Consider the following 21387-nt stretch of genomic DNA (forward strand, 5'->3'; position numbering starts at 1 on the left):
TCCTAGTGAGTCGGCCCGAGGAAGGCCAGCCATCGGCGTTCGGCGAGGCGGAACAGGCCGACCAGCGCAAAGGTAACGGTCAGGTAGATCAGCGCGGCGATGCCGAACGACTGGAAGGTCAGGAAGGTCGCGGAGTTGGCGTCGCGAGCGACTTTCAGGACATCCGGGATGGTCGCGGTGAACGCCACGGTGGTCGAGTGCAGCATCAGGATCACTTCGTTGCTGTAGTAAGGCAACGAGCGACGCAGCGCCGACGGCATGATGATGTAGGCATAGAGCTTCCAGCCTGACAGACCGTAGGCCTTGGCCGCCTCGACTTCGCCGTGAGCCATGCTGCGAATCGCCCCGGCGAAGATTTCCGTGGTGTAGGCGCAGGTGTTCAGGGCAAAGGCCAGGATCGTGCAGTTCATCGCATCCCGAAAGAACGCATCGAGGACAGGCTGCGCGCGCACGGCCGCCAGGCTGTAGATGCCGGTGTAACAGATCAGCAGCTGAATATAGAGCGGCGTACCGCGAAACAGATAGGTGTAGAACTGCACCGGCCAGCGCAGGTAGAGCTTGGGGGAAACCCGAGCAATGGACAGCGGGATCGACACCAGAAAGCCGATGAAGATCGACGCACTGAGCAGCCACATGGTCATGGCCAGGCCGGTGATGTTGTAGCCGTCGGTATAAAGGAAGGGTTTCCAGTATTCCTGCAAAAGTTCGATCATCGTACGGCCTCCCGGGCACCGGCGGCGTAGCGGCGTTCGAGCCAGCGCAGGACAACGTTGGAGGCACTGGTGATCAGCAAATAGATCAATGCTGCCAGCACCAGGAAATAGAACAGTTGATAGGTGCTTTTACCGGCGTCCTGCGCAGCCTTGACCAGGTCGGCGAGGCCGATGATCGAGACCAGCGCGGTGGCCTTGAGCATCACCATCCAGTTGTTGCCAATGCCCGGCAGGGCGAAGCGCATCATTTGCGGGAACACCACGAAACGGAAACGCTGGCCACGTTTGAGGCCGTAGGCGGTGGCGGCTTCGACCTGGCCCCGTGGCACGGCGAGGATCGCCCCGCGGAACGTTTCGGTGAAGTACGCGCCATAAATGAAGCCCAGGGTGATGACCCCGGCGCTGAACGGGTTGATCTCGATGTATTCCCATTCCATGAGATCGGTTAACGAGGTCAGCCAGGTTTGCAGGCTGTAGAAGATCAGCAGCATCAGTACCAGGTCCGGTACCCCGCGAATCAGCGTGGTGTAGATCTGCGCCGGCACGCGCAGCAGTTTGACTTTTGACAGCTTGGCACTGGCGCCCAGCAGGCCGAGCAACACGGCCACCAACAGCGACAACACCGATAATTTGATGGTCATCCAAGTGCCTTCCAACAGCAACGGACCGAAGCCCTGAAGGCTGAAGGCTGAGAGCCCCAGGTTTTGTAATAGGTTTTCAAACATAAATCAGCAACCTGATCGGGTGAAAAAAGCGCCCATCGCGAGATGGGCGCCGGGCATTACTTGCCGCTGTACAGATTCAGATCGCCAAAGTGTTTCTTCTGAATGGTGGCGTAGGTGCCATCGTCATGTAACGCTTTGATACCTTTATCCAGAAGCGCTTTCAGTTCTTTGTTACCTTTTGAGATACCAATCGCAGTTTTGGCCGGCAGCAATTCGCTGTCGACAGGCTTGCTGACTTCGTAATCGGCACCTTTTGGCGACTTCAGGAAGCCTAGTTCGGCTTGCAGCATGTCCTGGATCGCGGCGTCGAGACGACCGGAAGTCAGGTCGGAATACACCTGATCCTGGTTGGCGTAGGCCTGGGTTTTCACGCCGGCCTTGTCCAGCACGGCTTTGGCATAGGCTTCCTGAATGGTGCCTTGCTCGTAACCGACGGTTTTACCCTTCAGCGTGGCGACGTCAGTGGTGAGGCCGGAGCCCTTCTTGAACACGTAGGCGGTAGGGCCGGAGAACAGCTCACTGGAGAAGTCGATGACTTTTTCGCGGGCCGGCGTGACGGTCATCGAAGAGATCACACCATCGAATTTATTGGCCTTGAGGCCTGGAATCATGCCGTCGAAATCGCTTTCGACCCATTTGCACTTGACCTTCAGCTCGGCGCAGATTGCATTGCCCAGGTCGATGTCGAAGCCCACCAGGCTGCCGTCGGCTGCCTTGGACTCGAACGGCGCGTAGGAAGGGTCAACACCAAAACGCAATTCTTTGTATTCCTTTGCCAGCGCGGAGCCGGCAGCCATGCACAACGCCAGTGCAGAAAGGGTCAGCAATGCTTTTTTCATTATTCAATCCCTAAGAACCAATATGAGCGCTTGTGGCGCAGAAGTACTGTTACTGAAAAGCGTAAGACCTATTAAAAGTAGCAATTTCCGAACCAGAGTCCCGAACAAGCGTTTTAAAAGATGATTCAGGAAATGGCAAAGCGCGATTTGTGCACGAAAACGGGCATCGCCAGATTCTTGCGCCTGGATGGTGCGCAGGGAAGCTCATACCCATTAAGTCTTGATGTAATTTGTGTCGCAGCTGTCGAGCCTGCGAGGCTGCGTTCGGCTGGGCAGCGGTCGCAAAATCAGAACTGGCGGTGCGTCAGGCGGACCGCATCAGCTGGATTCACGACTGCTGCGCAGACGAACGCAGGCTTCGCCAGCTGCTACAAAGGCAGGGCCACAAGAGTCGGGTCAAGCCAGTAAATCCTGCAACGTCGCCACGCTGTCAGCTTCTTCCACCGACTTGTCCTGCCGCCAGCGCAATATCCGCGGAAACCGCACTGCGATCCCGCTCGGGTGCCGTTTCGACGGGGCAATGCTCTCGAATCCCAGCTCAAACACCAGGCTTGGTTTCACACGGATCACAGATCCGGATTTTTCCACCGTGGCCTTGCGTATGATGCTGTCGATCTGGCGGATTTCTTCGTTGGTCAACCCGGAATAGGCCTTGGCGAAAGGCACCAGTGTCCGCTCGCGGGCATGGGGTGGGCCGTCCCACACGGCGAAAGTGTAATCAGTGTAGAGACTGGCCTGGCGGCCATGACCCTGCTGCGCATGGATAAGCACTGCATCGACACTGAACGGGTCGACTTTCCATTTCCACCACACGCCCGTGTCTTTGTTCCGCCCGACGCCATACTGCGCATCGCGGGCCTTGAGCATCATCCCTTCGACCTTCAGTTTGCGGGAGGCTTCCCGTTGGCGGGCGAGGTCGAACCAGTCTTCGCCGATCAATATGGGCGAGGCAAGTAACACCGGGTTTGCGCAGGTGGTGACGAGGTGTTCCAACTGAGTGCGGCGCATGGCCTGAGTCTGGTTGCGCAAATCCTGGCCCTGCCATTCGAGCAGGTCAAAGGCCTGAATGACCACGGGCACCTCATTGAGGATTTTCTTGTCCAGCGTGTTACGGCTGCTGCGTTTTTGCAGCAGGGCGAAAGGCTGCACCGCCAGCGATGCAGGCGATTGCCGCTCGCAAGCGTTGCCAGAGCCCGAGGGCGCGGTTATCCAGGCGACGATTTCACCGTCGATCACCGTGCCGTCGGGCAAGTCGTGAACCAGGCTGCCCAGTTCGGGGAAACGTTCGGTCACCAGTTCTTCGCCTCGCGACCAGACCCACAAGCGCCCATCGCGCTTGACCACTTGGGCGCGGATGCCGTCCCATTTCCACTCCACTTGCCATTGGCTGGCCGGGCCGAGCAGGGCTTCGAACTGCTCAACCGGTTGCGACAACGCATGGGCAAGGAAGAAGGGGTAGGGTTGGCCACCCCGTTGGGCGTGTTCATCGGGTGCTTCGGGGGCAATCAGCTTCAGGTAACTGGCAGCGTTCGGGCGGTGCGACGGGTCGGTGTAACCCACCAGCCGCTGGGCCACGCGTTTGCTGTCGAGCCCGGCCATAGTTGCCACGGCGCGGGTGACCAGCGATTTGGAGATACCGACACGGAAACTGCCGGTGATCAGTTTGATGCACAGCATCAGGCCCCGGCGATCCAGTTGCGCCCACAGCGCGGGCAGGCGTTCAGCGAGAACCCGCGGGGGCGCGCTGCGCAGTGGCAACAGTTTGTCCTCAATCCACACCGTCAGTCTGTCGGTAGACGTGTGAGGCGTTTCGGGCAGAACCAGCGAAATGGTTTCCGCCAGATCACCCACCGCCTGGTAGCTTTCCTCGAACAACCAGGGCGAGAGCCCGGAACACGCGATTGCCATGTCGCGCAGCACCCGTACCGGCACCCATTGCCGAAGCCGCCCGCCGGCCAGCAAATACACCGCCCAGGCGGCATCTTCGGGCGTGGCCTGGGCGAAGTAATGCTGCATCGCCGCCAGTTTGGCGTTGCTTGAGGTGGTGGCATCGAGTTCGGCATACAGCTCGGCGAAGGCTTTCATGCCTGCACCTCGGCGCTCTCGGGTTCGAAGGCTGCGTTGTTCTCGTCGTCGCCGTATTCGGTGCGCAGTCCCATGGCATCGAGGCCCTGTTCGCGCAGATGCCGTACCAGCACTCCGATCGATCCATGGGTGACCTTCACCCGCTCGGCCCCGGACTGTTCGATGGCCCAGAGCAGGCCGGGCCAATCGGCGTGATCGGACAACACGAAACCACGATCTACGCCATGCCGCCGCTGCGTGCCGCGCAAACGCATCCAACCGCTGGCGAGGGCATCGCTGTAGTCGCCGAAGCGCCGTACCCAATTGCTGGTACCCGTTGCAGGCGGCGCGAGGACCAGAGCTTTGCGCATCATCGGGTCCTGCTTTTTTACTTCGCTGGCATAAATCGTTGGCGGTAAATGAATGCCGCTCTGACGATAAAACTGATTGATCGGTTCAACCGCGCCATGCACCAGGATGGGGCCCAGGCTGGCATCGAGGCCATGAAGAATCCGCTGAGCCTTGCCGAAAGCATGACAGAGCAGCACGCTGGTTTCATCGACTGCGGCGTTGGCCTGCCACCACTGATTGATATCGGCAAGGATCTGCGCCTGGAGTTGCCAACGGTAAATCGGCAGGCCGAACGTCGATTCTGTGATGAAGGTGTGACAGCGCACTGGTTCGAACGGTGCACAGGTGCCGTCGGGCTCTGTTTTGTAATCACCGGAGGCGACCCAGACATCACCGCCACATTCCAACCGCACCTGGGCTGAGCCGAGCATGTGGCCTGCGGGGTGAAAACTCAGTTTTACGCCATGGTGCAGCAATTGCTCGCCATAGGGCAGCGTTTGCAGGTTGATGTCCTGGCCCAGCTGCGCGCGCAGAATGCCCGCACCGGGTGCCGCCGCCAGATAGTGTTGGTTGCCACGGCGAGCATGGTCGCTATGAGCGTGGGTGATGACTGAACGCTCGACGGGGTGCCACGGGTCGATATAGAAATCCCCGGGCGGGCAGTACAAACCTTCAGGGCGTGCGATAACAAGGTCCATATTGTTACCAGAATGGAGAGGCCTGTTAGCTAGGAGGTTCGCGCGAGACGGGAAGTTCTATTTATTTTCACAGAGATTAATAACAAAAGATCGCAGCCTGCGGCAGCGTTTACAGATGGGCGCGAACCCCCTGTAGGCGCTGTCGCAGGCTGCGATCCTTTGATGTTACTTGCCAGGCGTCAGCGTCAATCGCGTCTTGCCATACACCTTGTCAAAGTTCTGCGGCTGCATCGGCAGGCTCATGTATTGACCCTTGAGCCATGGATCGACACTGTCGAGATAGTGCGGGCTGGCCGGGTTGCCGGATTGGCCGGTAGCGTTCTGGCCCATCAGCGGTTCGGCCTGGCCGAAGTCGACAATAAAGCGCATGGCCGGGGCCTGCGTGGTGTTGAAGTCCTGACCCCAGGCGAACGAGGCGGTGTTGAGCGTGGTGTGATCGCCGCCGGCCGCCAGCGGACCACGCACGGTCTGACCGTTGGCGTTTTTCCACTCGTAGCGATGCAGTTTGCCCCACTGCCAGGCTTTGTGATCGCCGCCCAACTGGCTGTCACCCGCGCTGATCGCAGCCGCCAGGCTACGGGCCAGGATCGCCGGTTTGTCTTCTTTCTGCGCGGTGCGCACGTCATCCCAGAACGGACTGTCCTCACGCCCAAGCAGGTGATCGGCCTGGGCCGCGTAGGATAATTTGCCGTTGGCGATAAAGGCTTTCCACGCCGGGCTGCTTTCCGGGCCCAGTTCATCGAGGAAAATCTGTTTGGTGCTTTCCTGCAGGAACAGCTCGTAAATCGCCGCGTCGGCGGAGGTCGGGCTGAGTTTGCCGTCGAAGGCCATCAAGCGGGTATACGCCTCGCGAGCCTTGCCGCGATCGGCCACCGGCAACGCTTCGATGGCCTGCTTGAGTGGCTGGGCCATGCCCGGCGCTTCAAACATCTTCTTCAGCTTGGCGGCGAAGGTGGTGGTCTGGTCGTATTGCATGGCGATCAGGCTGCGGGTGTCGTGTTTGCCCACGCCCGCCAGTTCGGCCATGCGTTCGCCGCGCTCCGGCGCCGCCCAGGAATTGGACAGCTGCATGCCGTAGCCATGGGGAATGACCCGCTGGTTGGCGGTGCCGAGCCAGCCCTGCGCCGGGTCCTGATCATACGGATGGAGCATCGGGTCGGCGTAACCGTCCCAGTCGTAGCGACCTTCCCAGCCCGGCGACGGCAGCAAGCCTTCGCCTTCGCGACGGTTCGGGTAGCGACCGGTGACTTGCCAGCCGATATTGCTGGCATCGGCAAACACCAGATTCAGGGCGATGGCGCGGATTTCACGGCTAGCGTCCGACGCTCTCTCGGTACTCTGCGCCCGGGACAGGTCGAAAAAGGCGTCCAGGGTTTTGTCATCGGTGAAGTCCGGCGCCTGCAGGGCCAGGCCGAAACCATTCGCCAGTGCCGTGCCCTGAGCGCTGTTGAGCAGTGGCCCATGGCGGGTTTCGTACACTGCTTCGCGAATCGGTCGCTGGCCTTTGACGAAATAGGTTTCGTTGCGCACGATCGCCGGCTGCCATTTGCCGCCCACTTCGTAGGAAAGGCCATTGCCCTGGCGTTTGATTTTTTCCAGGAACACGTCCTGGTTGTCGCCCATGACCGTGGTCATGCTCCACGCCACTTTGCCGTTGAAACCAGCGAGCACCATCGGTAACCCGGCAATGGTTACGCCGGAGGCCTGGTATTTCGGTGCGCGAATCTGCACGTAACTGAACAACGACGGGACGCCCAGCGGTCCATGACTGTCGCTGGCCAGCAGGCTCTTACCGCTGCGGCTGCGTTGCGGGGCGATCGCCCAGTTGTTTGAGGAGGTAGCGCCCAGCATATTCAGATCCGACAGTTGACCAGTGGCTTTGCTGATTTCGCTCAGCCCCGGGATTTGCCCGGTGAGTTTGATGCCCTGAAGTTTTTCGGCTTCAGCCATTGGCAGTTTTTCGTCGGGGGCGGAAGGTGTCAGCCACGCCAGCTTGTCGGTGCTGACGGTCTGGGCCAGCAGCAGCGAGGAAATCTCTTCCGGCAGGTTCGCCGATTGGCTGAAGTTCAGCAGGCAGAAAATCAGCGCCGAATCTTCCGGTTTCCAGTATTCAGGCTTGTAGCCGGTGGCCGCGATGTCCGCAGGCAGTTTGTCGCGGTAGCGGAACAGGTAGGCGTTGACCCCGCGGGCATAGACTTCGAAGAAACGCTTGAGACGTGGCGACGAGGCCTTATACAGCTCATCCGCGCTTTTCTTCAGGTTGACCGCACGCATGTAGCGGTCGGCATCGAGCAGGTCCGCGCCGGACATCTCCGCCAGACGGCCCTGGGCCAGCAGGCGCAGAGTGACCATTTGGCTGATGCGGTCGCTGGCGTGCACGTAGCCGAGGGTGAACAGCGCATCGTGGAAGCTGTTGCTCTCGATCAGCGGCATGCCCATGGCATTGCGGCGAACCGAAACGTTCTGGGCCAGGCCCTTCAGCGCTTGCACGCCGGAGGTGGGCGGGAGGGTGTCCTGGGCGTTCCAGGTCTGACAACCGGTCAGGCTCAAAACACCGGCCACTGCTGCGGCAACGCCGAACCGGGGAAGAAAATGTGTAAGGGCTGGCGAGGCCATGGCAAAGCTCCTGCGGGGGTAGTGACGCGACAAAGGCGCTACGTTAGTGAGCAGGAGGTGGCCGCGCAAGCGGCGGCTGGGTTATTTCTTTTCGGTGATCGCCGGCATCAGGTCGTCCTGTTTGCGTTTGATGGCTTGCCAGTAGCAAGAGGCGATGCTGAAGTGCGGCAAATTCAATGACCTCGCATGGGGAAAGTCGGCATGGAGCTTAAGACAAACGCGGCGCTGATCATCATCGATCAACAAAAAGGCATCCTGCATCCCAAGTTGGGCCGTCGAAACAACCCTCAGGCCGAAGAACGCATCCTGGAGTTATTGGGGCATTGGCGTCGCACCGGGCGACCGGTGATTCATGTGCAGCACCTGTCCCGCTCTGTGGATTCGGTGTTCTGGCCACAGCAATCGGGAGTGGAGTTTCAGGAGCGCTTTCAACCCTTGAGCGGCGAGCAAGTGGTTCAGAAGCAGGTGCCGGATGCATTTTGTTCGACCGGGCTGGAAGCGAGTTTGCGCGGGGCGGGGATCGATCAGTTGATCATCGTTGGCGTGGCGACCAACAATTCGGTGGAGTCCACGGCGCGAACGGCTGGCAACCTGGGGTTTGAGGCGTGGGTTGTGGAGGATGCGTGCTTTACCTTCGACAAGGCGGACTTTTTCGGTAATGCCCATTCAGCTGAAGAAGTGCATGCGATGTCGCTGGGGAATCTGCATGGGGAATATGCGACGGTCGTCAGCACTGTACAGATCTTGAAATGAGGTGACTGTCAGTCCGTCTTCGCGAGCAAGCCCGCTCCACATTGGATCTGCTTTATACGCACAATTTGTGGCTGACGCAGTTCAAATGTGGGAGCGGGCTTGCTCGTGAAGGCGATTCAACAGGCGAAGAAATTATCCGCCCGAAGCCTCAAGCCCCGTGGCACTTCTTGAATTTCTTGCCGTTGCCGCAGGGGCAAGGGTCGTTGCGGCCGACGTCTTTCAGAGCGTTGCGCACCGGTTCCTGGTGGGCGTGGCCGCAGTTCGGGCCGTGAACGTGGCCATGGTCGTGATCATGGTGGTCGTGATGGTCATGATCGTGGTTGCAGTCAGGGCCATGGACGTGGGGTTGCTGGGTCATCGGGGTCACTCCGGAATTAAATCGGCGGCGATTATCACGCCATTGCGCGCCAGGTGCACGTAGTGTGCGATGAATAAACCGGTTTCAAGCGTTCCTTCCAGACGATAGGGAATCGGTTGCTCGGGTTTTTTCAGCAGTTTCACCACGTCCCGAACCCTGGGCCACAGGTTGGTGCGGATCGGCACCTTGAAGTAGGCGCTGTGCCTGGGGCCGACGGTGAACCAATGTTCGTGCTCGCCTTCGGTTAGCAGGATGTCCCCCAGGTGAATGCGATATTCCAGGGCACGCACTGTCAGGTCTTCGTCGTTGGGGTTGTCGACACGAAAATGCAGCAGGAATTTCTGCTCCAGCAACTTGGCCCGGACCACCTCGACCTTGACCAGATGCACTTGTGGATCCGGCAGGTCGTTGCTGAACCACGAGGCGCAGCCGCCGAGTCCTGAAAACAGAAGCAGCAAAGTGAACAGATAGAGCGCGTGTCGTCCGGTGATCATGGTCGTGTTTCTCCCTTTGTAACAGCTGGCGAAGCCTGCGTTCGGCAGCTGCTACAGGACTCCCTCAAGCGCCGAAATAACTCGCGCAACACTTCTTGAACTTCTGCCCGCTGGCGCACGGGCACGCATCGTTGCGCCCGGCCTTGAGTGGCACCGTAGGGTCGATGAAGTACCAACGGCCGGCGTTCTGCACGAATGACGAACGTTCGCGGTGGCTGTGTTCGCCGCTGCCGTCGTGCCAGCGAGCGGTGAAGGTGACGAAGGCGTGCTCGGGCTGGCCGCCGAAGACCTCGGCGCTTTCCACTTCCAGGCCCAGCCAGGTGCTTTGGGCGCTCCAGTCGCTGATCGACTGGCGATCCAGGCCGGCCTGCTGCGCGGGCAGGGTGGTGGCCACCAGATAGTCGACCAGCCCCAGCACATAGGCGCTGTAGCGCGAACGCATCAGGACTTCGGCGCTAGGGGCCGGATGGCCGGCATGGTAATGACCGCAGCAGGCATCGAGCAGCGTGCCGCTGCCGCAAGGGCAAATGGATGTACTCATTGCGTTACCACCAGTATTTCCCGAAGTTTTCCGGATTGGCCCAGAAGCGTGAGTTGAGCCAGTCGGGCACCTGTTTGTAGTCAAGCAGATCGTAGGTAAACAACGTCAACACTTGATCGTCGCGCTGGAAGCGTTCGCTGGCTTGCAAGGCCAGGGAGAAAAAATCCGTCTCCTGCCAACCGCTGGCGGGCAAGTCGGCAAGCACCGCAATGCGACTGGCATTGAGGTTGCGTATCCCGCCGAGCAGATTCAGGCCGTCGCGCTTGGGCAAGTGTTCGAGGCAATCGACCACCAGCGCCAGATCAAACCGCTGCGCCGCCAGTTCGGCCGGCAATGCTCCGGGTGCGGCAAAAGCCACGATGCTGTCCGGGTGCGCGAGTTTGAATGCCTCGAGCGCGGGGAACTCACTGGCGCCAATCAGCAACAGACGCGTCGGGGCGTAACGATCAAGCAAAGCGGCCAACGCCTGCTGGGGCGTGCGCGAAGAAATACTTGCAGTCATCGAAGATCCTCAATCAGAACGCCAAGATTAACGTGTCTTGTCGAGCGTGTTTAAGCAAAAAAGCGCCGATCTTCCGTGAACATAAGGCAAAACAGCAATGGCCTATTGCTGGCGGAGATTAAAAGTCCGGTCTTTACTCCTTGAAATCGGTTATTAGCCGATCCCTCAGGAGAAAACTAGATGAGCATAGTTCGGACAGCATTACCTTTGGTTCTGCTAACCAGTGTGTTGACTGGTTGCGCAGGTTTGCAGAAAACCGACTGGCCGACCTGTGCGGCGGTCGGTGGTGTCGTCGGTGCAGGGCTCGGTGCGACAGAGAGCTCTTCATGGGCGGGGTATGGCGCGCTGCTGGTCGGCGGCACGGCAGCGGCTTATTGCTGGGTGCATGGCGATGGCGACGAAGACGGCGATGGCGTGCCGGATAGCCGCGACAAGTGCCCGCACACACCGAGAGGCGTGCGAGTCGATGCCGACGGCTGCCCTCCACCCGCGCCTGCGCCGGTGGTCGAAGAGAAGGCGGTGGTCAAGGAAGAGGTCATCGTTATCCGTGATGTTCACTTCAAGTTCGACTCAGCCACGCTCACTCCTTCCGATAAAGAGGTACTCAATACCGTTGCCACGCGTCTGAAACAGGAACCCGCCAGCGCCAGGCTGACCGTCACCGGGCATACCGACAGCGTCGGCAGCGATAAATACAACCAGAAACTGTCGGACAGACGCGCCCATTCGGTGGTGGAATACCTGATTTCCCAAGGCGTGCCACGCAGCAGTTTCGTGTCTGTGACCGGTGCCGGTGAAAGCCAGCCGGTGGCCGATAACAAAACCGCTGACGGCCGTGCGCTGAACCGGCGTACGGAAATCAAAATCGACCGCTAACCCCCTTGTATTCCGCGGCTTGTGCAGTCGCGGATGCGGGTCTTTACTCCTGTGTGACCGGTATGGGCCGGTGACACAGGAGCATTCACAATGAGCGTTCTCACAAGGACCGTCTTGCCGGTTCTACTGCTTGGCAGTCTTCTGACCGGCTGCGCGACTCACAGCGATGGCACCGCCCCCTTGAATCAACGAACCTGGCCGATCTGCAGTGTCATTGGCGGACTGGTTGGCGGCGGTTTGGGCGCGATCGAAAGTGGCGGTTGGGCGGCAGGTGGAGCGGCGCTCGGTATCTTGACCGGTGGCTTGGTCTGTTACGCCCAGGATGGCGACGAGGACGGTGACGGTGTTTTCGATCGACGGGATCGCTGCCCCGATACGCCCGCCAATACACCTGTCGATCATCGCGGTTGCCCGCTGCCGCAGTACCCGGCCAGTGTGAAACCGGCTGAACCCGAAGCCGCGAAATCCGAAATCATCACCCTGAGCAGTAGCGTGTTGTTCGCGTACAACAAGTCCGAGCTGACGCCCGCCGCGCGCAGTGAGCTGGATTCGCTGATGCCCAAATTGCAGAGCGCCGATGTGGTGAGCGTCAAAGTCGTCGGCCATACCGACAGCCAGGGTTCGGACGCCTATAACCAGAAATTGTCGGAACGGCGTGCCAGCAGCGTGGCGGCCTACCTGTTGAGTCGTGGCCTGGCGCCGAACAAACTCACCAGTGAAGGCAAGGGTGAAAGCCAGCCGGTGGCCGACAACGACACGGAAGAAGGGCGGGCGCAGAACCGTCGCGTGGAGTTGCACATCAATCGCTAGGCTCCGTGATCAAGAGGCCCGTGATAGAGCCGTCGGATGACCGTCAAGGTTGATCCGGCGGCCATTCGCTGCCTTTCGGAAGAATTTTCTGCTGCCCTCTGGCTTATCCCGCGTGTAAGCCGTTACTGTGCGTGCAAATAAAAATTCTCGGCGGGGGAGCGTATGAAGGTGTTTTGGGGGCTGGGGAAGTTGTTGACCCTGCTGTTCTGGTTGGTGGCGCTGGTCAATCTGCTCATTCCGTTTGTTCATCCACTGCATCTGTTGGTCAACCTGGCCGGCAGTCTGTTGGCACTGACTCATCTTCTGGAGCTGGTGTTCTGCAATCGCAGCCTCAAAGGTCGAGCCCACCCCTGGCGTGATCGCCTGAAGATTATTTTTTTCGGCGTTTTCCACCTGCAAACCATTCCGGCCCCGGCCACTGCGAAGGCTTCCCATGCGTAAATTCTGTCTGCTCGCCGCACTCATCAGCCCATTGGCCTGCGCCCAAGTGGTGAGTGTCGAAACCAATTCGCTGATGCGCTTGCCCAATACGGCCAGTTCCTTGCAACTGGAACGGCTGGAAGTCGCCGATTACGGCACTTTGCTGATCCCCTCGAATGTGACTGAAGTAACGGTCGGTGAGCTGCACCTGGGACGCGACGCGCGGATCGCCATTGTGCCGAGCGAACAGGCTCTGGAATTGAAGGTCAACCGTGCCGAGTTGGCCGAAGGCAGCCAGATCACCGCACGGGGCGCTCCCGGGACGTATCTCAAGGCTGCCCGCTCAGGGCGCAATCTGAATGTGCAGATCAAAGCGCTGAAGGCGCCGCAATTGTCGGTAGACGCTCGCGGTGGCGCGGGCGCCCCGGGTTTTGTCGGTCTTGACGGGGCCAACGGCCAAGCACCGGGTTGCACCTGGGGCCAGGCCGGTCGCGGCTCCGATGGCAGTGACGGCAGCGACGGCCAACCCGGTGCGCCGGGGGCGCTGGTTCGGCTGGAAGTGCCGCGTGACTATCCGGCGCAGCAGATCAAGGTCGAGGTGGCGGGCGGTGTCGGTGGCGCGGCCGGCCCGGGTGGCAAACCGGGAGCGGGCGGCAAGGCCAAGGGCTGCATTATCTATAAAGCCGATGGCGGCAAGAGCGGTCGCCCCGGTGCCGATGGCCAGCCTGGGCCTGCCGGGGCGGCAGGTTCGGTGAGCATTCAGCGGTTGTAAGCAGTTTCTGGAACGATTGTTCCCACGCTCTGCGTGGGAACGATCACGGCCGAGCCGCAGCAATCGCCACCAGCACCAACCCGACCATCAGGTTAATCCCCACCAACCGGCGAATCTTGCCCAGCGTCGCCGCGCCCGTCGGCCAATCCTGAGCCGCTACCGCCGTGCGCAGTTCCGGCAGCAGCAGCGCCTGAATCCGGATAAACAACGCGGTCATCACCACATACAGTCCCATCATCACCTGCACATACCGCGGTGCCGCTTCAAACCCGGTGAACTGCAAATGAATCATGCCCACGCCGCTGATCGGCAAAAGCACCACCGCGACCCAGACCCAGCGGAAAAAACCTTGAAACACTTCCACCCACAGCTTCAATCGGGCAGGGCCTTCCAACGCCTTCAACGCCGCAGGACGCAGGACCATCCAGGCGAAAAACATGCCGCCGACCCAGACCAGGGCGGCCAGGACATGCAGGGTATAAACGATGCCAAAAGGTGTCATTGGGGTACTCCGTTCTGCGCGGGATTAATTAGCGGGGTATGATAGCGGCCGATCCGAACCACTGAAAATTTATCCAGCGTTTTTTGCGCCCGACAATCAATGATCAGCACTGAACTCAAAACCACGATCCAGGGCGCCTACTCGCGTTTTCTTGAAGCCAAGAGCCTCAAGCCGCGTTACGGCCAGCGCCTGATGATCGCCGAAATCGCCAAGGTCCTCGGTGACATCGACACCGACGACGAAGGCCGGCGCAGTGGCGACCCCGCGATTGTCGCGGTGGAAGCCGGCACCGGTACCGGCAAAACCGTGGCCTACAGCCTGGCGGCGATCCCCGCCGCCAAGGCCGCAGGCAAGCGTCTGGTGATCGCCACGGCCACCGTGGCCCTGCAAGAGCAGATCGTCTACAAGGATTTGCCCGACCTGATGCGCAACAGCGGGCTGAATTTCAGCTTCGCCCTGGCCAAGGGCCGGGGGCGCTACATGTGCCTGTCCAAGCTCGACATGTTGCTCCAGGAAGGTCACGCGCAAACCGCTACCGCGCAGCTGTTCGAAGAAGAAGGCTTCAAGATCGAGGTCGATGAGGCCAGTCAGAAGCTGTTCACCAGCATGATCGAGAAACTTGCCGGCAATAAGTGGGACGGTGATCGCGACAGTTGGTCCACCGCGCTCGAAGACGCCGACTGGGCGCGCCTGACCACCGATCACAGCCAGTGCACCAACCGCCATTGCCCCAACTTCGGCCAGTGCGCCTTCTACAAGGCCCGCGAAGGCATGGGCAAGGTCGACGTGATCGTCACCAACCACGACATGGTCCTGGCCGACCTGGCCTTGGGCGGCGGCGCGGTTCTGCCGGACCCGCGCGACACGATCTACGTGTTCGACGAAGGCCATCACCTGCCGGACAAGGCCATCGGCCACTTCGCCCATTACACACGCCTGCGCTCCACCGCCGACTGGCTGGAAACCACCGCCAAGAACCTCACCAAATTGCTGGCCCAGCACCCGTTGCCGGGCGATCTGGGCAAGTTGATCGAGCAGGTGCCGGAGCTGGCGCGGGAGATCAAGACCCAACAGCAGTTCATGTTCAGTGCCTGTGAGCAGGTCGCCGACTTCAAACCCGGCGAAGACGTCGAAGGCCGCGAGCGGCCGCGTCACCGTTTCGTCGGCGGGGTGATTCCCGAACACATGCGTGAAATGGGCATCGAGCTGAAAAAGGGCTTTGCCCGGCTGACCGACCTGTTCACCCGGCTCACCGAACTGCTCAAGGAAGGCATGGACGGCGAGGTCAACATCGGCATCGCCAGCAACCAGGCCGAAGAGTGGTATCCGCTGTTCGGTAGCCTGCTGTCGCGTTCTTCGGGCAACTGGGAGTTGTGGACCGCCTTCACCGTCGAAGACCCGGAAGACAACCCGCCCATGGCCCGTTGGCTGACGCTGGCCGAAAGCGGTTCGCTGTTCGACATCGAGGTCAATGCCAGCCCGATCCTCGCGGCGGACATGCTGCGGCGCAACCTGTGGAACGTGGCTTACGGGGCGCTGGTGACCTCGGCGACCCTGACCGCTCTAGGCACCTTCGACCGTTTCCGCATGCGCGCCGGCCTGCCGAAAACCGCCGTGACCGCCGTGGTCCCGAGCCCGTTCCATCATGCTGACGCCGGCGTATTGCGGGTGCCGGACCTGAAAGCCGACCCGCGCGATGCACCAGCTCATACGGCGGCGATCATTCGCGACTTGCCGGAACTGGTCGAGGGCTCCCGTGGCACTCTGGTGCTGTTCTCCTCGCGCAAACAGATGCAGGACGTGTTCGACGGGCTGGATCGCGACTGGCGCAAGCAAGTGTTCATCCAAGGCAACCTGTCGAAGCAGGAAACCCTGAACAAGCACAAGGCGCGGGTCGATGGCGGGGATTCCAGCGTGCTGTTCGGCCTGGCGAGTTTTGCCGAAGGCGTGGATTTGCCCGGTGCCTACTGCGAGCACGTGGTGATCGCCAAGATCCCGTTCTCGGTGCCCGACGATCCGGTCGAAGCCGCGCTGGCTGAGTGGATCGAGGCTCGCGGCGGCAATCCTTTCATGGAAATCTCCGTGCCGGACGCCTCGCTGAAACTGGTCCAGGCCTGCGGTCGCCTGCTGCGAACCGAAGAAGACCGCGGCACCATCACCTTGCTTGACCGTCGTTTGGTCACGCAGCGCTACGGCAAAGCTATTCTCAATGCGTTGCCGCCATTTCGTCGTGAAATTTCCTGATGCGCCGGTGGGCAAATTTGCCCACCGCGTTGTCTACCTCACTGCCACTGCCTTTCCACTGGCCCATTGATGGTCGTTAGGGAGAACCACGTTCTTATGATTCGCCGTTCGTTGCCCGCCGTTTTTGCCTTGATGTTCGCAGCCCCTTTGCTGGCGGCCCCCGCCGGCCAGCAGACGCTGTTCAACTTTGTGCGTCCCGCCGACGTGGTTCAGGTGGCGACCCAGGACGCCAGCCTGCCGCAATCCAACGCGGAGCAAACGGCCGAAGGCGAAGTGTTGCGTCGCGTGACCTTCAACCCGGCTGCCCAGCCGACCTTGCGCCTGACGCCGCAGACCGGTGCCTGGGACTGGTCGCAGTCTGGCGTCATGAGCCTGCGAATCCAGAGCGCGATGAACTGGGCCGTGACCCTGTACGTGAAAATCCAGAGCAACGACGGCAAGACTCTGGTCAGCCGTGTCGACCTGCCGGCCGGCCCGGCGCAAACCTTGTTGGTACCACTGCAGCCTGGTTCGCCGCTGAGCCAAGGCATGAAAGCCGGCCCGCCGATGCCGATCAACGTCGAGGGGCAGCGTGTATTGCTGGCCAGCAGCACCGGTGAGCTGGATCGCAGCCAGGTGGTGTCGGTGACCTTGTCGATGGATCAGCCGAAAGTCGCCCAAAGCATCCTGCTCGAGCGCTTCGGCGTGCAGGACGGCGAGGCTGCCACCAAAGCTGCTTATGGCGGTCTGGTGGACGCTTACGGTCAATCGACCCGGGCCAAATGGCCGGAGAAGATCAGCAGCGACGAGCAACTGAAATCCGCCGCCGCCAAAGAACAGCAACAGCTGAAAACCTGGCTGGCGGAGCGCGAGAAGGCGCCTTTGGACAAGTTCGGCGGCTTGAACAAAGGTCCGGTGTTCAAGGCCAGCGGCTTTTTCCGCACCGAAAAGCGTGACGGTCGCTGGTATCTGGTGACCCCGGAAGGCCATCCGTTCTATTCCCTCGGCGTCAACACCGTGACCCCGAGCATCAATCAGACCTACGTTGCCGGGCGCGAGTGGATGTTCGAGTCCCTGCCCAAACCCGACGAACCCCTGGCCAGCCACTATGGCGAAGGCGACAACCGTGGCGGCAACGGTGTCGACCAGGGCCGAGCCTACAACGCCGGTCGTTGGTACGATTTCTATGGCGCCAACCTGCAGCGTCTGTATGGCGACCCTTGCGCACCGGGCAGCGAAACCAAGGCTGGTGTCGCCGAAGCGGCCAAGGCCGATGCGGTGGAGGCGACGGCTGACAAGGCCGCCGAACAGTCAGCCGCTCCTGCGCCTACCGAGTCCGGAGCCGGTGTTGCCGAAGCGGCCAAGACCGGGGCTGTTGAAGCGTCGGTCGAAAAGGCGGCTGCCGAACCCTGCAAAGTAACTGTCGACGAACAACGCTGGGCCAGTCACACCCTCGACCGTCTGCAGGCTTGGGGTTTCAACACGATCGGCAATTGGAGCGCACCGGTGTTGGGCAACGCTGACCGTGTGCCGTACACCTTGCCGCTGTCGATCGTCGGCGATTACGCCAGCATCAGCACCGGCACCGATTGGTGGGGCGGCATGCCCGATCCGTTCGATCCGCGTTTCGCCATGGCTACCGAACGCGCCGTGGCCATCGCCGCCCGCGACCATCGCGACGATCCGTGGCTGATCGGTTACTTCGCCGACAACGAGCTGGCCTGGGCCGGTCCCGGCGATGACCCGAAGGCCCGCTATGCGCTGGCCTACGGCACCTTGAAAATGACCACCGACGTGCCGGCCAAACGCGCCTTCCTCAAGCAACTGCGCGACAAGTACCGCAACCAGGCGGGGTTGTCGAAAGCCTGGGGCATTGATCTGCCGGCCTGGGAATTGATGGAAGACCCAGGCTTCGTGCCACCGGAGCCGAGCGCCGAACACCCGGAAATCGAAGCCGACTTCAAATACTTCCAGAAGGTCTTCGCCGACACCTACTTCAAGACCGTTTCCGATTCGCTCAAATGGCACGCGCCGAACCAGTTGTTGCTGGGTGGTCGCTTTGCCGTCAGTTCCCCGGAGGCAGTCGAGTCCTGTGCACAATACTGCGACGTGTTGAGCTTCAACATGTACACCCTGCAACCCCAGGACGGTTACGACTTCGCCAAACTGCGCAGTCTGGACAAACCGGTGCTGATCACCGAATTCAACTTCGGCTCGGCAGATCGCGGCCCGTTCTGGGGCGGCGTGACACAACTGGCGAAGGAAGAAGACCGCGGCACGGCTTACGCCCACTTCCTCAAACAGGCGATGAGTGAGCCGTCGATTGTCGGAGTGCACTGGTTCCAGTACCTCGATCAACCGGTGACCGGTCGTCTGCTGGATGGCGAGAATGGGCACTTCGGTCTGGTGGGCATTACCGATTTGCCGTTCCAGGGCTTTGTCGACAGTGTGCGTAAAAGCAACGGGCAGATTATCGATCAACTCGGCAAAGAGGCTGAGAAGGCCCGCGCTGAAGCGGATAAAGCCAGTCATGATGTCGAGGGCGGCAGGAAAGGCGAGGCAGGCAAAGGCCCGGGCAAGGGCGCTGGCCATGCGGGTGGGCATTCGGGCAATGGCCATTGATTCCTGATAGACCTGTGGCGAGGGGGCTTGCCCCCGTTGGGCCGCGAAGCGGCCCCCATGCTTACAGATGCACCGCGAATACAGGTTTTTGCGACCGCTTCGCAGTCGAACGGGGGCAAGCCCCCTCGCCACGGGGATTGCATCGTTGATGTCTGTGGCATTTCCATAACCGGGCGACCATCCGACCCGATCCTGTTCCCAAATCCCTCAAGGGCTGGAACAATGCGGACCACTTTGTAGAGCGTTTATCCGGGAGAGTTGCGGGTGCAGATTCAGGGTCATTACGAGCTTAAGTTCGAAGCGGTGCGTGAGGCGTTTGCAGCGCTGTTCGACGATCCTCAGGAACGTGGCGCGGCGTTGTGCATCCGGATCGGTGGTGAAACCGTCCTCGACCTTTGGGCCGGTACCGCCGACAAGGACGGCCATGAGGCCTGGCACAGCGACACCATCGCCAACCTGTTCTCCTGCACCAAAACTTTCACCGCCGTGACGGCGCTGCAATTGGTGGCTGAAGGCAAGCTGCAACTCGATGCCCCGATCGCCCGCTACTGGCCCGAATTTGCCGCCGCCGGTAAAGAATCCGTGACGCTGCGCCACTTGCTCTGCCATCAGGCGGGTCTGCCGGCCTTGCGCGAGTTGCTGCCCCCTGAGGCACTTTACGACTGGCAGACCATGGTCAATGCTTTGGCCGCCGAAGCACCCTGGTGGACGCCGGGCCAAGGTCACGGTTATGCGGCAATCACCTATGGCTGGCTGGTCGGCGAATTGCTGCGTCGCGCCGACGGTCGTGGGCCGGGCGAGTCCATTGTGGCGCGGGTTGCCAAGCCCTTGGGGCTGGATTTTCACGTCGGCCTGGCCGATTCAGAGTTCCATCGCGTGGCGCACATCGCCCGTAGCAAGGGCAACCTCGGCGATGCTGCGGCCCAGCGCTTGCTGCAAGTGACCATGCGTGAACCGACGGCCATGACCACTCGGGCCTTCACCAACCCGCCGTCGATCATGACCAGCACCAACAAACCGGAATGGCGGCGCATGCAGCAGCCGGCGGCCAATGGCCACGGCAATGCCCGCAGCCTGGCCGGTTTCTACGCTGGACTGCTCGATGGCAGCCTGCTGGAAAGCGAAATGCTCGACGAGCTGACCCGCGAACACAGCGTTGGCGAAGACAAGACTTTATTGACCCGGACCCGCTTCGGTCTGGGTTGCATGCTCGATCAACCGGACGTACCCAACGCCACCTACGGCCTCGGCCCACGGGCGTTCGGTCACCCGGGTGCTGGCGGCTCCATCGGTTTTGCTGATCCGGAACATGATGTGGCCTTCGGTTTTGTGACAAATACCCTTGGGCCGTACGTCTTGATGGATCCACGAGCCCAAAAGCTTGTGCGAGTACTGGCCACTTGTCTGTAAATCACGCTTAAGGGGGCCAGGGCTGGAACCCGAAAGCCTTTGTGGTTTCAAAGCGTCTGTTTAGCCGGGGGCACCCCGGCTGACTTTTCATTACCTCATTTTGTGGATACCCAATGTCGTCCAATAAAACTCTCGCCCTGGCCCTGTGCTTCGCTATCACCGGTTGTGCACAAACCCCACAAAATGATGCCGCAGGTGGCAGCAGTTGGTGGCCATTCGGTTCTTCCGACAAGGTCGCGACTAAAGAACCCGCCCCGGCCCCGGCGCCCCTGAAACCTGCTGCCACGGCACCCGTCACCAAAGCTGAAGCCGATGCCGGTGGCAAATGGTGGTGGCCGTTCGGCGGCAAGGAGCAGAGCACCGCCAAAGTCGTGCCGATGCCTGACCCGAAAGTCACCCAGGCCTGGCTCGACGACTACGAACCGCGCCTGCGCGAAGCGATCAAGGGCAGCAACCTGCAACTCGAACGCCGTGAAAACGTGCTGGTCGTCACGGCGCCGGTAGACGGCTCGTTCAACCCTGACCGCCCGGCCATGCTGCTGCCGGTGACCCTCGGCCCATTCACCCATGTCGCGAAAATCCTCGAAGCCGACCCAAAGACTGCCGTGCTGGTACTCGGCCACAGCGATACGTCGGGTTCCGCACCGGCCAACGTGAAACTGAGCCAGGAGCGCGCCCAGGCAGTGGCGGCGATCTTCCGTCTCAGCGGTCTGCAGCGTGATCGCCTGATGCTGCGCGGCATGGGTGGTGAGGCACCGCGTGCCGCCAACGACAGTGCTGAAGGTCGTGCCTTGAACCGTCGTGTCGAGTTGCTGGTGACGCCGGCAAACACCATGGTCGCGTTGTTGAGCAAGTACAACATGCCGGCGCCGGCGCCGCTGACCAAGGTCGTCGCGCAAGACGTCAAGCCAGCGGCCACTCCTGTGACCCCGGCACCTGCTGCGAAAAAAGCGGCTGCCCCGGCGAAGAAAAAGGCACCGGCCAAGAAAGCGGCCACCAAGGCTCCAGCCAAAAAGGCACCCGCGAAAAAGACCGCGCCGGCCAAAGCTGCTGCCGATTCGAAGAGCGCCACCGCCACCGATGCCACAAAGCAGTGAT

Annotated in this window: 20 protein-coding genes; 9 read left to right on the forward strand and 11 right to left on the reverse strand. The window is 60.9% G+C overall.

What is annotated here, in order from left to right; genetic code table 11:
* Positions 1-2: 2 nt before the first annotated feature.
* The 6 genes from PSH69_RS05955 to PSH69_RS05980 form a co-directional block, all read right to left on the reverse strand.
* Positions 3-713, reverse strand: a complete 711-nt coding sequence (locus PSH69_RS05955) for an ABC transporter permease (protein ID WP_204125325.1) — start codon at positions 711-713, stop codon at positions 3-5.
* Positions 710-1438 (reverse strand): ABC transporter permease, encoded by a 729-nt coding sequence (locus PSH69_RS05960; RefSeq protein ID WP_018926931.1) that lies wholly within the window; start codon positions 1436-1438, stop codon positions 710-712. The genes PSH69_RS05955 and PSH69_RS05960 overlap by 4 nt, the downstream gene beginning before the upstream one ends.
* A 56-nt stretch (positions 1439-1494) precedes the next feature.
* Positions 1495-2277 (reverse strand): transporter substrate-binding domain-containing protein, encoded by a 783-nt coding sequence (locus PSH69_RS05965; protein ID WP_305411364.1) that lies wholly within the window; start codon positions 2275-2277, stop codon positions 1495-1497.
* Positions 2278-2673: 396 nt separating this feature from the next.
* Positions 2674-4362, reverse strand: coding sequence for an ATP-dependent DNA ligase (locus PSH69_RS05970; RefSeq protein ID WP_305411365.1), 1689 nt, complete (start codon positions 4360-4362; stop codon positions 2674-2676).
* Positions 4359-5390 (reverse strand): ligase-associated DNA damage response exonuclease, encoded by a 1032-nt coding sequence (locus tag PSH69_RS05975; RefSeq protein WP_305411366.1) that lies wholly within the window; start codon positions 5388-5390, stop codon positions 4359-4361. The genes PSH69_RS05970 and PSH69_RS05975 overlap by 4 nt, the downstream gene beginning before the upstream one ends.
* A gap of 165 nt (positions 5391-5555) precedes the next feature.
* Positions 5556-8006, reverse strand: a complete 2451-nt coding sequence (locus PSH69_RS05980; protein ID WP_305411367.1) for a penicillin acylase family protein — start codon at positions 8004-8006, stop codon at positions 5556-5558.
* A 201-nt stretch (positions 8007-8207) separates the two neighbouring features.
* On the opposite strand from PSH69_RS05980, the gene PSH69_RS05985 reads away from it, so the two are divergent.
* Positions 8208-8759 carry a cysteine hydrolase family protein gene (locus PSH69_RS05985; protein WP_305411368.1) on the forward strand — a complete coding sequence of 184 codons (552 nt, stop codon included), beginning with the start codon at positions 8208-8210 and terminating at the stop codon, positions 8757-8759.
* Positions 8760-8907: 148 nt separating this feature from the next.
* Here the strand turns inward: PSH69_RS05985 and PSH69_RS05990 are convergent, their stop codons facing one another.
* The 4 genes from PSH69_RS05990 to PSH69_RS06005 all read right to left on the reverse strand — a co-directional run bounded on the left by PSH69_RS05990 (position 8908) and on the right by PSH69_RS06005 (position 10654).
* Entirely contained in the window at positions 8908-9117 is a 210-nt protein-coding gene (locus tag PSH69_RS05990; RefSeq protein ID WP_007906737.1) for an SEC-C metal-binding domain-containing protein, read from the reverse strand.
* Between the two features lie 5 nt (positions 9118-9122).
* Positions 9123-9611, reverse strand: coding sequence for an LEA type 2 family protein (locus PSH69_RS05995; RefSeq protein WP_305411369.1), 489 nt, complete (start codon positions 9609-9611; stop codon positions 9123-9125).
* A 64-nt stretch (positions 9612-9675) separates the two neighbouring features.
* Positions 9676-10152 carry a YchJ family protein gene (locus PSH69_RS06000; protein WP_305411370.1) on the reverse strand — a complete coding sequence of 159 codons (477 nt, stop codon included), beginning with the start codon at positions 10150-10152 and terminating at the stop codon, positions 9676-9678.
* Between the two features lie 4 nt (positions 10153-10156).
* Positions 10157-10654, reverse strand: coding sequence for a DUF6231 family protein (locus PSH69_RS06005; protein WP_018926922.1), 498 nt, complete (start codon positions 10652-10654; stop codon positions 10157-10159).
* Positions 10655-10834: 180 nt separating this feature from the next.
* Here PSH69_RS06005 and PSH69_RS06010 point away from each other — a divergent pair, with 180 nt between their 5' ends.
* The 4 genes from PSH69_RS06010 to PSH69_RS06025 all read left to right on the forward strand — a co-directional run bounded on the left by PSH69_RS06010 (position 10835) and on the right by PSH69_RS06025 (position 13532).
* On the forward strand, positions 10835-11530 hold the full coding sequence (locus PSH69_RS06010) for an OmpA family protein (protein WP_305411371.1): 696 nt from the start codon (positions 10835-10837) through the stop codon (positions 11528-11530).
* 90 nt (positions 11531-11620) lie between these two features.
* Positions 11621-12340 (forward strand): OmpA family protein, encoded by a 720-nt coding sequence (locus tag PSH69_RS06015; protein WP_305411372.1) that lies wholly within the window; start codon positions 11621-11623, stop codon positions 12338-12340.
* Between the two features lie 162 nt (positions 12341-12502).
* A complete protein-coding gene (locus PSH69_RS06020; RefSeq protein WP_305411373.1) occupies positions 12503-12781 on the forward strand; it encodes a DUF1145 domain-containing protein in 279 nt (92 codons plus the stop codon).
* Positions 12774-13532 carry a collagen-like protein gene (locus PSH69_RS06025; RefSeq protein WP_305411374.1) on the forward strand — a complete coding sequence of 253 codons (759 nt, stop codon included), beginning with the start codon at positions 12774-12776 and terminating at the stop codon, positions 13530-13532. Before PSH69_RS06020 ends, PSH69_RS06025 begins: the two co-directional genes overlap by 8 nt.
* Positions 13533-13575: 43 nt before the next feature.
* On the opposite strand, the gene PSH69_RS06030 is transcribed toward PSH69_RS06025, so the two are convergent.
* Positions 13576-14034 carry a CopD family protein gene (locus PSH69_RS06030; RefSeq protein WP_305411375.1) on the reverse strand — a complete coding sequence of 153 codons (459 nt, stop codon included), beginning with the start codon at positions 14032-14034 and terminating at the stop codon, positions 13576-13578.
* 99 nt (positions 14035-14133) lie between these two features.
* On the opposite strand from PSH69_RS06030, the gene dinG reads away from it, so the two are divergent.
* The 4 genes from dinG (at position 14134) to PSH69_RS06050 (ending at position 21386) form a co-directional block, all read left to right on the forward strand.
* A complete protein-coding gene (dinG, locus tag PSH69_RS06035; RefSeq protein WP_305411376.1) occupies positions 14134-16278 on the forward strand; it encodes an ATP-dependent DNA helicase DinG in 2145 nt (714 codons plus the stop codon).
* Between the two features lie 96 nt (positions 16279-16374).
* The gene (locus PSH69_RS06040) at positions 16375-18879 is read left to right on the forward strand and encodes a beta-galactosidase (RefSeq protein WP_305411377.1); all 2505 of its coding nucleotides are present in this window, start codon (positions 16375-16377) and stop codon (positions 18877-18879) included.
* 264 nt (positions 18880-19143) lie between these two features.
* Positions 19144-20289 carry a serine hydrolase domain-containing protein gene (locus PSH69_RS06045; RefSeq protein ID WP_305411379.1) on the forward strand — a complete coding sequence of 382 codons (1146 nt, stop codon included), beginning with the start codon at positions 19144-19146 and terminating at the stop codon, positions 20287-20289.
* A gap of 113 nt (positions 20290-20402) precedes the next feature.
* Complete coding sequence (locus PSH69_RS06050; protein ID WP_305411380.1) at positions 20403-21386, forward strand: OmpA family protein; 984 nt, start codon at positions 20403-20405, stop codon at positions 21384-21386.
* The last annotated feature ends 1 nt before the right edge of the window (position 21387 follow it).

It is taken from the genome of Pseudomonas sp. FP1740, from assembly GCF_030687165.1.
Classification (GTDB): Bacteria; Pseudomonadota; Gammaproteobacteria; order Pseudomonadales; family Pseudomonadaceae; genus Aquipseudomonas.

Excerpts from the sequence above, each read along its gene's own strand:
- PSH69_RS05955 (WP_204125325.1), bottom strand. The coding sequence starts at position 713 with ATGATCGAACTTTTGCAGGAATACTGGAAACCCTTCCTTTATACCGAC.
- PSH69_RS05960 (WP_018926931.1), bottom strand. The coding sequence starts at position 1,438 with ATGTTTGAAAACCTATTACAAAACCTGGGGCTCTCAGCCTTCAGCCTT.
- PSH69_RS05965 (WP_305411364.1), bottom strand. The coding sequence starts at position 2,277 with ATGAAAAAAGCATTGCTGACCCTTTCTGCACTGGCGTTGTGCATGGCT.
- PSH69_RS05970 (WP_305411365.1), bottom strand. The coding sequence starts at position 4,362 with ATGAAAGCCTTCGCCGAGCTGTATGCCGAACTCGATGCCACCACCTCA.
- PSH69_RS05975 (WP_305411366.1), bottom strand. The coding sequence starts at position 5,390 with ATGGACCTTGTTATCGCACGCCCTGAAGGTTTGTACTGCCCGCCCGGG.
- PSH69_RS05980 (WP_305411367.1), bottom strand. The coding sequence starts at position 8,006 with ATGGCCTCGCCAGCCCTTACACATTTTCTTCCCCGGTTCGGCGTTGCC.
- PSH69_RS05985 (WP_305411368.1), top strand. The coding sequence starts at position 8,208 with ATGGAGCTTAAGACAAACGCGGCGCTGATCATCATCGATCAACAAAAA.
- PSH69_RS05990 (WP_007906737.1), bottom strand. The coding sequence starts at position 9,117 with ATGACCCAGCAACCCCACGTCCATGGCCCTGACTGCAACCACGATCAT.
- PSH69_RS05995 (WP_305411369.1), bottom strand. The coding sequence starts at position 9,611 with ATGATCACCGGACGACACGCGCTCTATCTGTTCACTTTGCTGCTTCTG.
- PSH69_RS06000 (WP_305411370.1), bottom strand. The coding sequence starts at position 10,152 with ATGAGTACATCCATTTGCCCTTGCGGCAGCGGCACGCTGCTCGATGCC.
- PSH69_RS06005 (WP_018926922.1), bottom strand. The coding sequence starts at position 10,654 with ATGACTGCAAGTATTTCTTCGCGCACGCCCCAGCAGGCGTTGGCCGCT.
- PSH69_RS06010 (WP_305411371.1), top strand. The coding sequence starts at position 10,835 with ATGAGCATAGTTCGGACAGCATTACCTTTGGTTCTGCTAACCAGTGTG.
- PSH69_RS06015 (WP_305411372.1), top strand. The coding sequence starts at position 11,621 with ATGAGCGTTCTCACAAGGACCGTCTTGCCGGTTCTACTGCTTGGCAGT.
- PSH69_RS06020 (WP_305411373.1), top strand. The coding sequence starts at position 12,503 with ATGAAGGTGTTTTGGGGGCTGGGGAAGTTGTTGACCCTGCTGTTCTGG.
- PSH69_RS06025 (WP_305411374.1), top strand. The coding sequence starts at position 12,774 with ATGCGTAAATTCTGTCTGCTCGCCGCACTCATCAGCCCATTGGCCTGC.
- PSH69_RS06030 (WP_305411375.1), bottom strand. The coding sequence starts at position 14,034 with ATGACACCTTTTGGCATCGTTTATACCCTGCATGTCCTGGCCGCCCTG.
- dinG (WP_305411376.1), top strand. The coding sequence starts at position 14,134 with ATGATCAGCACTGAACTCAAAACCACGATCCAGGGCGCCTACTCGCGT.
- PSH69_RS06040 (WP_305411377.1), top strand. The coding sequence starts at position 16,375 with ATGATTCGCCGTTCGTTGCCCGCCGTTTTTGCCTTGATGTTCGCAGCC.
- PSH69_RS06050 (WP_305411380.1), top strand. The coding sequence starts at position 20,403 with ATGTCGTCCAATAAAACTCTCGCCCTGGCCCTGTGCTTCGCTATCACC.